This window comes from Mesotoga prima MesG1.Ag.4.2 (assembly GCF_000147715.2).
Classification (GTDB): Bacteria; Thermotogota; Thermotogae; order Petrotogales; family Kosmotogaceae; genus Mesotoga; species Mesotoga prima.
This window is the reverse complement of record NC_017934.1, coordinates 1,311,592-1,325,038: the sequence shown is the minus strand read 5'-3', so window position 1 is coordinate 1,325,038 and position 13,447 is coordinate 1,311,592. Positions and strand designations below refer to the sequence as shown.

General features: G+C 47.8%; 12 protein-coding genes. All 12 read right to left on the bottom strand.

Going from position 1 to position 13,447, the window contains the following annotated elements:
* Window positions 1-173 precede the first annotated feature (173 nt).
* Window positions 174-587 (bottom strand): CoA-binding protein, encoded by a 414-nt coding sequence (locus THEBA_RS06360; protein WP_014730928.1) that lies wholly within the window; start codon window positions 585-587, stop codon window positions 174-176.
* On the bottom strand, window positions 584-2,083 hold the full coding sequence (gene lnt, locus THEBA_RS06355; protein WP_014730927.1) for an apolipoprotein N-acyltransferase: 1,500 nt from the start codon (window positions 2,081-2,083) through the stop codon (window positions 584-586). Before lnt ends, THEBA_RS06360 begins: the two co-directional genes overlap by 4 nt.
* Window positions 2,083-2,925, bottom strand: a complete 843-nt coding sequence (locus THEBA_RS06350) for a Cof-type HAD-IIB family hydrolase (RefSeq protein ID WP_014730926.1) — start codon at window positions 2,923-2,925, stop codon at window positions 2,083-2,085. The genes lnt and THEBA_RS06350 overlap by 1 nt, the downstream gene beginning before the upstream one ends.
* Window positions 2,903-3,919, bottom strand: a complete 1,017-nt coding sequence (locus tag THEBA_RS06345) for an adenine nucleotide alpha-hydrolase family protein (RefSeq protein WP_014730925.1) — start codon at window positions 3,917-3,919, stop codon at window positions 2,903-2,905. The genes THEBA_RS06350 and THEBA_RS06345 overlap by 23 nt, the downstream gene beginning before the upstream one ends.
* Before the next feature lie 24 nt (window positions 3,920-3,943).
* Window positions 3,944-6,133 (bottom strand): D-ornithine 4,5-aminomutase subunit OraE, encoded by a 2,190-nt coding sequence (gene oraE, locus THEBA_RS06340; RefSeq protein ID WP_014730924.1) that lies wholly within the window; start codon window positions 6,131-6,133, stop codon window positions 3,944-3,946.
* Entirely contained in the window at window positions 6,117-6,506 is a 390-nt protein-coding gene (locus tag THEBA_RS06335) for an ornithine aminomutase subunit alpha (RefSeq protein WP_014730923.1), read from the bottom strand. Before THEBA_RS06335 ends, oraE begins: the two co-directional genes overlap by 17 nt.
* Window positions 6,484-7,908, bottom strand: a complete 1,425-nt coding sequence (gene ortB / locus THEBA_RS06330) for a 2-amino-4-oxopentanoate thiolase subunit OrtB (RefSeq protein WP_014730922.1) — start codon at window positions 7,906-7,908, stop codon at window positions 6,484-6,486. Before ortB ends, THEBA_RS06335 begins: the two co-directional genes overlap by 23 nt.
* Window positions 7,898-8,212: a 2-amino-4-oxopentanoate thiolase subunit OrtA gene (gene ortA / locus THEBA_RS06325; RefSeq protein ID WP_014730921.1), complete on the bottom strand. Its 315-nt coding sequence runs from the start codon at window positions 8,210-8,212 to the stop codon at window positions 7,898-7,900. Before ortA ends, ortB begins: the two co-directional genes overlap by 11 nt.
* A 2-nt stretch (window positions 8,213-8,214) precedes the next feature.
* Window positions 8,215-9,240 (bottom strand): 2,4-diaminopentanoate dehydrogenase, encoded by a 1,026-nt coding sequence (ord, locus tag THEBA_RS06320; RefSeq protein WP_014730920.1) that lies wholly within the window; start codon window positions 9,238-9,240, stop codon window positions 8,215-8,217.
* A gap of 175 nt (window positions 9,241-9,415) precedes the next feature.
* A complete protein-coding gene (locus THEBA_RS06315) occupies window positions 9,416-11,113 on the bottom strand; it encodes a GspE/PulE family protein (RefSeq protein ID WP_014730919.1) in 1,698 nt (565 codons plus the stop codon).
* Window positions 11,114-12,160, bottom strand: a complete 1,047-nt coding sequence (gene ftsZ / locus THEBA_RS06310) for a cell division protein FtsZ (RefSeq protein WP_041928104.1) — start codon at window positions 12,158-12,160, stop codon at window positions 11,114-11,116. It lies immediately after the preceding gene.
* Complete coding sequence (gene ftsA / locus THEBA_RS06305) at window positions 12,150-13,442, bottom strand: cell division protein FtsA (protein WP_014730917.1); 1,293 nt, start codon at window positions 13,440-13,442, stop codon at window positions 12,150-12,152. The genes ftsZ and ftsA overlap by 11 nt, the downstream gene beginning before the upstream one ends.
* Window positions 13,443-13,447: the final 5 nt, after the last annotated feature.

Below are 13,447 nucleotides of genomic sequence, written 5' to 3'. Positions count from 1 at the left end.
ACTCTTGCCAATCTGCTGATTTCGGATGACGGAGAACCGTTGACGGTTGACCTGAGAAGGCTTTCTGCGAAGCAGCCTAACTTGCTAAGGAGTCGAGGATAATCTGCTTCAGAAAAAAGTGTAATTTGTGCTCTTTTCGATCGCCTACCCATAGCTGCGAACACGATACGTTTTCAAAGAGATATTCTTCTATGTTCTTCAAACATGCAGAGGTCCTCTACATAAAGGACGCCGTTTTCGTCTGCAGCTAACTGAGCTTTTTCACTATAAATGCCTTTTTGGAGCCAGACTGCTTTGGCGCCTAGTTCTATTGCCTTCAAGGCGATGGACTCGGCCTCTTCAGAGGGTCTGAAGATTTCAACTACTTCAAGTTCTATCCCATCTGCCACAACGGCTTCGAGATCAGGGTAGACTTTTAAGCCGCTGTACTCTTCCATACTTGGGTTGACAGGTACTATCCGAAATCCCATTTCAATTAGATAGGTCGGGACATAATTGGCGGCCTTTTCGGGACTCTTCGAGAAACCAACGACAACTACTGTTTTGAAAGTCTCTAGGATCTTCTTTGCGTTCTCTTTGTAGATCAAAGAACAACACCTCCAAGTATTATCAATGCTATTCCCAGAAATAGTGAGAACCAGAAGAACCAGTTTCCAAACCTGGTGTACAGTGTAGTTTTGACCGTGGGAATATACTGGAATTCGCCAATAACGTAATCTGCATTCAACTCCTTAGAGGTCGGCAAACGCTTGACGATTCGACCATAGGGGTCGATTATTGCAGATATTCCTGTGTTGGATACCTGAATGACGTATCTTCTATTTTCTATCGCTCTTGCGATGCTTTTTGAGAAATGCTGATTCAGAGCAGTTGAAATATCGAACCAGCCATCATTTGTCGCCGTCACGATCACATTTGCGCCGTTCAGAGTAAGCCCTCTGGCGACGTTACTGTATAGCGAATCAAAGCAGATCTGAGCTCCTATGCGATGTTCATCGACCGAGAAGATCGTAAACTCTTCTCCGGCATCAAAAAAGTCAAGGAATTTTAGGAAACTGAATACACCAAATACTTTGGGCCAAGGAAGAGACTCTACGAACGGGGTAAGCTGGATCTTTGCATAGTATTCATCGGAAAAGCCCTCTGCAGTAACAAATCTCACCTGATTGTAGTTGTGATCGTTGTAGGTGGGGAAACCGATCAAAATCTTCAGATTTCTTTCCTGCGCAATCTGCTGCAGCTGGGTTCCGGTTGAGTTTCTTCTTATGTCGCTCATGAAGGTTGCCTCCGGCAAAATCACGACGGAGCCCTCCGGAATCTCTCTGAGTGCTCGTGATACGACTGCCAGAGTTTCATCCGGTGGCTGGTAGTACTTCATCTGCATCGATATGTTTGTCTGTAGAGCATAGAGAGTGCTTTCATATTTGCTTGAGGAATGGGGAATCGGAACGAGGGCAGCAATAGCCGCATTAACTAGGGCTACGATTGCCACTGAAACGACAATAAGAATTGCTCTGTCTCTTGTTCTGTTTACGAAGAGATAGCAAAGATAGTGATTTACGAAAACTATAATGAACACAAGAAGGAGAGGCCCACCAATAGTAAGTAACTGAGAGATTCCCTGCTGCCCATTTAAAAGCGCATCAGAGAGTCTCCCGTTAGTGAAGCCGAGCGGGCCGATCTCTCTCAGATATTCTGTAACCGTAAAGAATGAAGCGGCAAAAAGAGCTAGAAGAACCGGGTATCTGTCGAAGAATCTCTGATACAAACCATAAACTAGACCAAATACTAGAAAGGGAACGGCCATTACAATTCCCATCAAGAAGAAGACGACGACCCCTATGAAATTTGGGAATGAATTCAGTACTTCGGGAACGTTCACTGTCAACACTGGGAGCAGCCAGTAATGGGTTAGAAGAAGGTATACAAAGCCCCAGACGAAGGCTCTCAAAGCCCCCTTTAGGGGTGATACATCTTTCATTGCCATGAATAAAGGGATCAGGGCGACCCATATCAAGTACCCCCAAAGCATTCCCGGCATGGCCAGTGCAGTGAGAACGGCTGAAACAAGAACTAGGACCACTACAGTTCACCCCTGGTTCGGAGGATTCTTTCTATTGCTTCTGCCACACCTCCGCTGTTGTTGTCTCTATCTGTGACAAAACTCGCGTGTTTCTTGACACCAAGTGGACCATTAGCCATTACGATCGGCAAAGCCGCTTTCTTCAATACCTCCAAATCGTTGTAGTTATCACCTATGTGAGCTACACTATCCCAGTCTAGATTGAGATAATCGAGTATGTGCCTAAGACCTTTCTCTTTTCCAACGCCCGGTCCAAAGAACTCGTAGAATGCGTGATCTTCAAGGGAGTCGTTCTTAACTACAGTGACGTTTTCAAGATGGGAATTCGACTCAAGAATAAGGTCTCTGATCAAGGATTCTTTGCCTTCTACAGCAATTTCTGGAATTCCGTCGTTTGAGATTCTCTTTAGCGGATTCTCTTCAAATACCATGCGGTACTTGTTATGCCTGTAGTACTCCCTGTAAGGGGAATCGTATGGCCCAACGGTAGAGATATCGGGAAGTGTGAAGAAGTCAAAGAAGACCAGAGTATTCAGACTCTTTTGTGTTGCTCTTTTGTATATCATCCTTGCCTTGCTGGGATCGAGGACAGACCTTGAAATCACCTTGATCTCTTCTCCATGGCCGAAAGTTACCAGAGCGCCGTTCTGATAAGAGACAGGGACATCGATTCCAAGCTGCTCAACATACTCATGGCCTGAAACGTAGCTTCTTCCTGTGGATATTGAAACCGCAATTCCCATTTCGAGAGCGCAGCGTATAGCATTTTCATTTTCCTGAGAGATTTTCTTCTCATCATTTAGTAGAGTACCGTCGAGATCAATAACTATGAGCCGAATCATCTTCCAACCTCCAGCAGTCTATTACCTGAAAAGTCTCGAGCCTGTTGTTTTTTGACTTCACCCACCTGGCATGGATCGGAAATGCAAACTCCGGTGCCAGCCTTCCGTTCAGAACCCATTCTCTCGCTTCGGGGCTGTTGAACAATCCCGGATTGGCAATGATCTTGAGCACCATGGGACCCTCTACCCATCTAACTTCATCGATCGAATCAAGCGACTCCAGGGAAGTCGCGATCCTACCTCTCTTTCTTTCCGATGGAAGGGGACTGACATTTATCAGTGCAACGTTCTTAGAGAGCGGACCGATTATCTTTACGTTTGCCAGAGTATGTGAGAAATCATCTAATTCATCCAGCAAAATCTCATTTGAAATCGCAACCGAATATCCGTGATAGGAAGGTTTGGCCATAATTTTCAACAGGTGTTTCAACTTGCAGCCTTCCCTCACGGGTGCCTCGCCAATCTTTGGGACCTCGATATTAAGATAAGAAAGCGCTTCTTCTATCTCAGCCTTGGTCCAATTTCTCAAAGGCGCGTAAAAACCATCCTTGATCACAATTCCCGTCTTTCCCCAGGTGTCCGACTGGTTGGCCCCAGTCGCAACAAGGCCGAGAACTCCCGATCTAACGGCCGGCAGTTTGGCCAATCTGGTACATCGATTGCATGAGGGACCACGCTTCCAAACGTTCTCCTGAGCTTCATAGCCCGGCGTAAACTCAAGTCTTAGGTCCAGCCTCTCTGCCAGGGATGCAACAATTTCTAGTCCTCTACTGTATGAGTAAGGGCCGAAGCAAACGTTTATCAATTTGACTCGATCACGTCCAAGAGCGTGCAAAGCCAAGTAGGCAACTAGGGTTGAATCAAGGCCTCCTGAGAAGGCCACTGTGAGTCTGTCCTTGCCGGCTAATTCTTTAATCTCATTTATCGTGTTGTTTATGGAATTCTCTATCTGTTCAGTCATCTTTTCAAGTATAACGCAAAGAAGGCGGCGCATGCCGCCTTCGATATTGACTCGATTCTATCCAAGTAGCTCGCGTTTCTTCTTCACAAGGAAAGAGGCTACGTGAATGCCCTTCGTTCCGCGGCCAAAGCCAGCGTCCATTCCGCAGGAAACTGCAAGGTCATTCGTTATTTGAGTTCCTCCAGAAATAATTATGACCTTGTCCCTTACGCCTTTTTCAACAGCTAGTTGCGCAATCTTCGTCATATTGTCTACATGCACTTCGTTGTGAGTTATTATCGTCGAAACCAAAATTGCATCTGCTCCAGTTTCGATAGCTGCATCGATGAACTTTTCAGGAGGAATGCTCGTTCCCAAGTATGTGTATTTGAAGCCGAACTTTTCGATTCCCCCGTGTTTGATGTCTAGAATCTCCCTTATCCCTACTGAGTGTTCATCATTTCCAACGGTGCCGGCTACGACTCTCATGGGATGCTCATCTATGAAGGCGGTAATCTCCTCTTCACTCAAGAGATCGGGTTTTTGTGGCAGCTGCAAGGAATCTCTCACGATCTTGAATGGGACTTTCGCCTTGAGTTCCAGATATGTGCCTTCTACGGGATGGAGGACCGTCCTGCTTATGACGGAGGGATCGGTGAAGCCCATCCTTTTTGCGATTTCAATCGCGGCCGCCTCTGAGTGTTCGGGATCATCTGGAATGGTCATGTCGAGTTGAACCCATCCGTCACCCCACCATTCCACTTCAGGCGATATCAAGCGCTTTTCTCTGTCCTCGAGCTGTTGTGTGATCCTGAGATTCACATTGTCTGATTCATCTAGTTCGTCTATATACTTGATTTTAGACCGGTCGTGGAGAGTGCAGGCTCCAATAGGCTCGTCGGGAGAGGATAAGTCTTCCGGAATCCGGTTGTATCCAAAGTGTTCGCAGACAGGAGCGAAGTAATCGGCATCCCTTGGGATTACGGTGCCTGCTCCTATACCTCCGTCTTTTGGTCTTGCTATTCCATCTCCATTTCGTTCCGGGTAAAGACCGTTATCGACGAAGAAGCCCTTCTCCGCCGCCTCGAAGTATCCACCGACTTCCAGTATCTCTTCCATCATAAGAATCGCACGCATTTTCAGCTCTCGAATGTTTGGTCTTACAACTTCTTCATTTACCTTGAGCAAATCCTTGATTCCATCCAGGGCAACAAGTGTATGTTTTGCTGTTTCTACCCCTCTGATCGAATTAACGTGCCAGGGGACGTTTCTGCCTTCGTCGGGAGTTATCGTCGACTGGATGTCGGCTTTGGTCAATCTCGATATTAGGGTATCTAGAACATGTATTCTGGTTGCGTCGACGAGATCGGATTCGATGTATCTCGTGTTCATCTGCGCTCTGAACCTGTACTCTTTGAATAGTTCGCGAACAGTTAGTGCATATATGAAGTTCAACTTGAACTCAGGAGCCGGAGAAACGACGGGTGGAACCGTGGAAAGGGAGATCAAATCCTTTTTCATTCCGGCCTTGACAGAGAATACACAGTTGATCGCGTGCTGAACGAGGAGTTCCGGCATAACCTTCCATGCTTTTTTAGCAGAGGCGTTAGCGTTATGGGCGCCGTCGATCTGGAGCATGTCGACGCTTGCCATAATCTTCTTGGCCACGGCCGCATCGACAAAGGAGCGAAGCGGATTTATCCCCCTGTATAGAATGTTGTACTGAGGGTCCTGGTGGGCTCCGTTTACTCCCTCTTCTGCGAAGAGAACGGCAATTTCCGGACCGGCCACGCCGCTGACATATGAGTGGAAGTTTATAGGTCTTCCAACTTCCTCCTCAATAATGTCAAGAGCCTTACGTGTGGCTCTAAGCTGCTTTCTCGTTATTGGGATACCACCGATCCCCTCGGGGGTTCCCTCTATTAGGCCGTCTATGTGGCTCTGGCCAAGTGTCCTTATTACCATTATGTGATCGGCCCCATGCCATGCGGCCATTCTCATTCTCCTGACATCGTCTTCGAATCTTCCAGAAGCTATTTCTGAAGTTATAACGGGATCGGGCTGAGGATCTATGTTATCAAAGTAGTGAGAAGCGGGAAGACCCACGCTCTTCTTCAGAGGTTCGGAGATCTCGTCGTAGTAGAAGCCATCGACCTTCGTGCCTTCGGGAAGTTTCTTTCTCCAGGTCCAGCCCTTTCTCTTGGGTGCATAATGTTCGAGATCCTTTAGAATCTCTTCCACTCTCAGCTTTTCATTGACGGGCAACATTACGATCGCCTCCCCTGAAGTTAGAAACGAGAGCTTCCCATCCCTTTCCGACAGCTAGTTCTTCAACCGCCTTTTCCAGGGTCAGTGAATTCATCTTCGCGTAGGTTAGAACGATATTTCCGGCGCCCTTCCCGAGCAAACCGTGTTCGACGGCCTTCGTGACTATTGATCCAGCCTGCAAACTATCCAGCCCCATTCTAAGAAGCACAGAACGTTCGATTGAAGGGCTTGTATTAGCCTTCGCAAGATCTATCAAGGGTTCTACAATCTTATCAGCCAGCTCCCAGAATCTTCTGTCGAGCTCCTCGTCGGTTAGATTCTTAAGATGCACACTCCGCTTCTCGAAATCATCACTTCTCTGAATAGACATCATCACTTACCTCCTTAACCAGTTCCCGAACCTTTGTCGCAGATATCTTCAGCTCTGCAGAGAGAAACTCGAAATCGCTATCGATCAGCGTTACTCCCTGTTTCATAAGCTGTTTGATATAAGATCTTCTTAGATCATCCATATTCACTTCTTTGTAAGCAATCTGCGAGTAGCTTTCGGGAATTGCGATTCTCTTGCCAGGTGAATCCATCTTGATCGGGTCTCCCCTGACTATCTCTACTCCATTGTCGCGCGCGAATGTAAGCTGTGCGCTTGGGAGCTTCCCGGCGCCAGTGTACTCGGTCTCCTGGACCACTATGGCCTTGTCTTCGGGCAATTCTCTTGCGAGAGCTATTGCCGCAGTGAGACTGGTGTTGCCTGCCGGTCCCCGTTGTAATCCCTCGAGTCTGGCCAGCATTTCGGTAACGTAGAAGACCTCTCCTTGAGTGACCAGAAGATATCTATCCATATATCTCAATGCTCGTGCAGCGTTTCTGGGAACATCTGATCTATCCGGAAGAACGGCAAAGGGTATGCCGAAACCGGTATGGCCCGTTGTGAAAGACTTCCTGTTGAAATCCCTGTCACTCGCCATGTGAAGGCCCGATAAATCTACGCTAACACCGATAACCTTTGTTTGATCTGCACCGGCTTTAATAAGGCCTCTAGCCGTCCCGGTCAAATTCCCACCGCCCGCGTGCGTCGCGAGAACGTAGTCGGGATTTCTTCCGATAAGTGTATTTGACTGTTCTACTATCTCGTATCCGAGAGATTCTATGCCCGCAATTGCGTATGGTGTGTACAGTGAAGCATTGAAATAGCCGGTCTCTTCAAGAAGCAAAAGAAAGTAATAGAAGAGCTCCGGACCTACGGTCAGTTGAGCCACTTCCGCTCCGTAAGCTTCACAGGCGCGAGCCTTCTCAAGTATCTCAGGCTGACCCTTTCCTCTGCTGTCGTAACACTCCTGAACAACGATGCACTTCAGGGCTCTCTTCATCGACTGAGATGCGACGGCCGCGCCATAGTTGCCGCTCGTTGCAGCGATGACTCCTTTGTATCCAAGCTCCTTAGCCCGTGAAACACTTATAGAGGCCCGTCGGTCTTTAAAACTGCCTGAAGGATTCGTCGCTTCATCCTTGAGAAAGATCCTTGCGCCATAGCCGGACTTGCTCATCGACCTGACCAATCTTGTGATGTTCTTCAGCTCTATCAGGGGAGTGTTTCCCACTCCGGTTTCCGATTGAATCCTTCTGATGGAAGCGATCGGATACGATGTATCCTTCATTAGCCTCTCGTAATCAAAGGCGATTCCGTCCAGTTCGTATCTGTCGTAATCGACTCCCACAGTTGCCTTCATTATCTCTTTTCTTCTTGCCATAACGGCTTCGTAAGATCTATCTTTCATCGTTATCGCCACCGGTAAGCCATCTTGTCAACTCGTTTCCCGCTTCGGACAGTTCTGGAATGTAATCACCGAAGTTATGTTCGTGAGCCGGCTCAACAGCCTCAAGCTTTCCCGACACTTTTCTCCCTGAAGCCGTTTCTATCGTTACCAACTCACCTACTTCGGACTTTTCCTCCAAGAGAAAGCCTTTAACCCTTAGTTCGAGAGGGACTTCTTTCGTGTCCTCGGGAACCGAGGGCGCTCTTTCACCCGCAGCAAGGATTATTCGACGAACCTGCACCCACTGTCCCTTAATTACACTCATACTTAGATCTCCTTGATCTCGTTAAGCAAGCACCTGGGAATCGGGAGTTCGCTCATCTCCAGAAGTCCCGGACCGGACTCAATTACGGCAGGAATCATGTTCGTAGCAAGGGCGATCGTTCCCTTTCCGCCCGGGATTTCAGGCTTTATTGAAAGGTGAATGTCTGGTTCGCCAAATATGTCAATATAGTCTCCCGTGTCGACCCCTTCCTTTTCGGGAAGGATCTGCTGAGGATGAATCAGCTCTATCATCAACTTGTCTCCGCAGTAACCCCGGCCTATATGCCTGCATCCGGCCACCATTCCAGGCAAAACATGCGCAACGCTCGTCCTTCGTTCGGTTTTCGAGATGATCGGTTCTCGACTCTCCTCTATTCTGTCGATATCCCATCCCAGTGCGTTGCCGATCATTGCTATTGACTGTTGAAAGCCTATGTGCCCTACAATCTCTCCGGTTTCTATTCCCTTCTTGAACTCCTCTGGCGAGGTTCCGACTCCCTGGGTTTTCATCACGGTCCTACCGAAGGGCGAGAGGTCGTTAATCCTTCTCGCTTCGATTCTGTCAACCTTCAAGCATGTGCCCGTCATGGCGATTATTAGAAGGTCAAGTACGAATCCTGGGTTGATTCCTGTTCCCAGAATCGATACACCATAGCGCCATGCGATGTTCTCAAGCACCTCCGACTCTTCGGGATGCGAGAAAAACGGGAAAGCCATCTCTTCTGCTATCGTAAGAATGTCCACATGGTGTCTGGCCACGGTTTCAATCTTCGTTAGAACTTCTTCGACGAAGGAATTTGTAGCAATAACCACAATGTCCGGTCTCGTTTCGGATACAGCCTTCTCCACATCTGAATAGATCTGCCGCCCAGTCTTTTCTCCGCCAAGATACTCTCCCAGGTCTCGGCCGATCTTCTGTGGATCCTTTTCAACGGCGCCAACAAGCCTGAGGCCCTCCTTCTGAGAAACATTTCTTGCCACGCCACTACCCATGGCGCCCAGGCCCCATACCAAAACCCTGTAAGCCATAAATAAACCTCCATTCTGAACTCTAGATTATTCAATTCAATACTATCATCGGAAAAAAAGCGAAGCTATTTGAGCAAAATGCGGCTATTCGTGAAAAAACCCGTTTAAACACACCTTGCGTGAGTATGTTTGAGTATGCGTAAGTATGGATAAGTTAACTAGAAGTGAGAATGACTCAGTACTCTATGGCGACTCTCTTGATCTCTTCGAGTGAAGTTATTCCGTCTATTACCTTCTGAACGCCGTCATTGTAAAGCGTTCTCATGCCACCGGATATTGCGGCGGCTGCGATCTCCCTTTCGGAAGCGTTTTCGCCTATAAGCTGTCTCAGCTTATTATCGACTACAAGTATCTCGCTGATACTGGTTCTTCCCCTGTATCCCATTCCGCGACACTCGGGGCAGCCATTGCCGGGGATGTACTCACTGAAATCATCGCGATTGGGGTAAAGCATCGAAGCTATCTTCCTTACTTCCTCTCTCACGGGAATCTTAACCTTGCAGTTGTTGCAGAGCTTACGGACCAGTCGCTGGCCCATGACTCCAATCAGGGATGTGCCAAGAAGAAATGGGTCGACACCCATATTGACAAGACGGGCCACGGCACCTGCTGCGCTGTTCGTATGAATCGTTGAAAAGACCAGATGGCCGGTAAGTGAAGCCTCAATTGCCAGTTGGGCCGTCTCCCTGTCACGAATCTCTCCGACCATTATTATGTCGGGGTCCTGACGGAGAAATGATCTTAGGTATCTGGCAAAGGTCAATCCTATGTCTGTGTTTACCTGACACTGAGAGATTCCCTCAATGGTATATTCAACGGGGTCTTCGGCTGTAAGTACGTTTACTTTGTCGGAAGTAACCTGGTTTAGAACGGCAACGAGAGTGGTCGATTTTCCGCTACCTGTGGGACCGGATACCAGAATGATGCCGTACGGAGAGGTAATGATGCTTTCAAAACGCTGTCGGTTGTACTCCGAAAGGCCAAGGTCCTCGAGCTGTTTCTTCGCATTCGAGACACGGAGAATTCTCATGACGACCTTCTCACCGAAAATCGTCGGCATCGTCGAGACCCTCATGTCGAACTGCTCATTGCCACGGCGGATGTAGAACTTTCCGTCCTGCGGCATTCTCTTCTCAGAGATGTCTAGGTTACTCATAACCTTGATTCTAGAGACAACAGAATTATGTGCCTTTCTGGGATAGCTCAGTATCTTTCTCAGAACCCCGTCGACCCTCATCCTCGCTACGGCCATCTTTTCATAAGGTTCGAGATGGATGTCACTGGCGTCGCTTCTTATACCGTTATCGAGAAGTGAGTTTATGAATTTCGCGACCGGTGTGTCATCCGTTTCGTCGACCTTTTGCTCGTCGAGATCGACTTCTGAGTGCTGGTCTATGCTAAAGGTATTGTCGATTATCTCACTCGAAGCAGATTCTTCGTATGACGACCTGTAGAGAGCGTCGAACATCGGGGGAGGTACGAGAAGAGTGCTAATCTTGTTCCCGGTAAGGAATGAAAGCTCTCTGTCTATCTGGGGAACCTTCAGAACATCGGTCGTTACAACTCTCAGAAGACCATTTTCTGGAAGATACTCTATAGGTATCACATTCAGCCTGTCGGCGACAGGCTTGGGAATCATCCTGAGAACTTCTGGAGAAAGCATGTTAGGTAGATCTTCCAGTACCTTCAGGCCGTACTGCTTCGAAAGCGAATCGTAGATGTCCTCCCAGGAGATTACTCCCATCCCAACGAGGACTTCTCCGATCGGCTTATTTACTTTTTTCTGCAGAGAAACAGCCTGCTGGAGAGTATCTTCGCTTATCAAACCCTGGTCTATTAAAAGCTCTCCGAGTCTCTTGTAGACTCTCAACAATTACTCCTCCTCGCTAAGATCCAATCCAAACCTATAAATTGCAGGGATATCGGAAGCATCGCCCATCAGTTCACCTTCGTCGAGTTCCAGACCAGCCGCAATTAAAGTTATATCCAGTTCATCATCATTCATGTCGGGGTCGACAATAAGGCCGAGTTTCACATCGGCATCTTCGCTGCAGTTCTGTCTAACAATCGCCGCGGCGATATTCATTTCTCTAAGAGTTATATTCTTTGCAGAGACGTTCAGGATTATACCGGTTGCGTTATCTATGGGCTTTTCGAGAAGTCTGCTCTCAAGAGCTCTTCTTGCTGCTTCTTCGGCCCGTCTCTCACCCGAGCCGACTCCGATCCCTAGCATGGCCGTACCTGCATTTCTCAGAACTGATTCGACATCGGCGAAGTCAAGGTTGATGTAGCCACGTTTAGTTATTAACTCAGAGATACCCTTGATTCCGTGATGAAGCGTCTCGTCGGCCTTCGCAAATGCATCGACAATGGAAGTGTTTGGTGGTAGTTCCTGTAGTAACTTATTATTCGAGATTCGAATCAAAGTATCTACGGAATTCTTCAGCCTTCTGAGGCCCTCGTGTGCAGTCTTCAAACGGGTATTTCCTTCGAAGAAGAAGGGAGTTGTGACCACTGCAACCGTCAGAATTCCCATTTCTCTTGCGATAGAGGCTACTATCGGAGCTGCACCTGTACCGGTGCCTCCGCCCATTCCTGCGGTAATAAATAAAAGGTCTGTGTCTTCAAGGAACGTACCAATCTCATCTACCGATTCTTCTGCAGCTCTCTCACCGACATTGGGGTTACCGCCGGCTCCCAGACCCCTTGTCAACTCCGTACCGAGCTGGATCTTCAGGTCGGCTTTATTGCTTTCAAGGACCTGGACATCAGTATTGGCAGCAATAAATGTGACACCGTGAATGCCTTCGGATATCATCCTGTTGACTGCATTACCACCGGCTCCGCCCACACCGATTACTTTTATGGAAGGCAATCTAATTTGTGTGTTTTTTTTGCCTGTGTCAATCTCAAAGCTCATCATCTACACCTCCAAAGAAGAGGGATCTAATAAAAGATGCAAAACCTTTCTTGGGTCTCTCTACCACACTTTCCACCGCTTCTCCCTGAATCTCTTCTGGGGAGACCAGATTGCCCAAACACGAACTGAATATGGGATCATTAGCAACGTCGTGGCTATTCTCAATTCGCCTGTTAAAGCTCGTTTCGTACGTACCGATTCTCACGGGCATCTTAAGAGACTCGACTCCCACATCCGTTAACCCCCTGAGCTTAGATCCACCGCCTGTGAAGACCACTCCTCCCGGTATTCTCTCTTCTGAATACTCGGGATTGTTTATTACGAAGAGTTGAATCTCTTTGCGAATCTTATTCAGGAGTTCTTTAACCCTTGCATAGATGACTGTTGAGAGTCTTCTGACGGAGACATTCTTCCTTGTCCTCTCGTCCAGTCCAAAATACTCTACCACGTCTTCAGCATCGGGCGGGAACATGCTGCAGTGGCCGTAATTCACGAGCAGTCTTTCGGCCTCGTCGACAGAAGTACCCAGGACTCTAGCGATGTCGAGAACGATATGTCGAATTCCAAGAGGAATTCTCGAAATGTATACGGGAAGGTTTTCTCTGTAGATTACCATTTCCGAGAAACTATGGCCAAGAACTACGCTGACCACACCGTGCTGCTTCTCGGTATCCGTGAGTACGGCCTCGGAGGCGGAGATAAGCGCAGGAGAGATGAAGAAGTCACCTCTGCCAAAAAGCTCTTCGAAGAGCCTCCGGAATATCTCTACTGATTTGCCTTCGCTGGAAACGAAGACCATCTCGACATTGAGTTTCTTCGCGTACATCTCAACCGGGTTGAAAACGACTTTGTCATCGTCGAGAATGTATTTGCGAATGTAACTCCTGTGTATGTTGGTGTTCCCGGTCTTCATTTTCTCGGCCTTGAGTCTGCTCATCAAACCGACAATTGTCTGTTCCTTTACCATCACCTGTTTATCTTCAGACAGGACTTCTTCGATATTTTGAGAGAATACCGAGTAATCACCATCCGTAAAACTTATCTTGAAGTCCGCTTCAACGTCCTTCTTTCCCATTTGACCCGTAAGATCTTCGATCAACTTCTGAATAGACTGTTTAAGAGCGACAGCATCTTTCACTTCGCCCTTGTCGAGTCCAACAGTCTTAACGCTTCCATAGGCTTCAAGAGTCATCTCACCTGTCTGTTCTCTACTTACCACCACACCTTTTAGGGTGTTCGTGCCAACATCGAGAGAAACTGTATAATCCTTTCCCCTGGCCATCAATG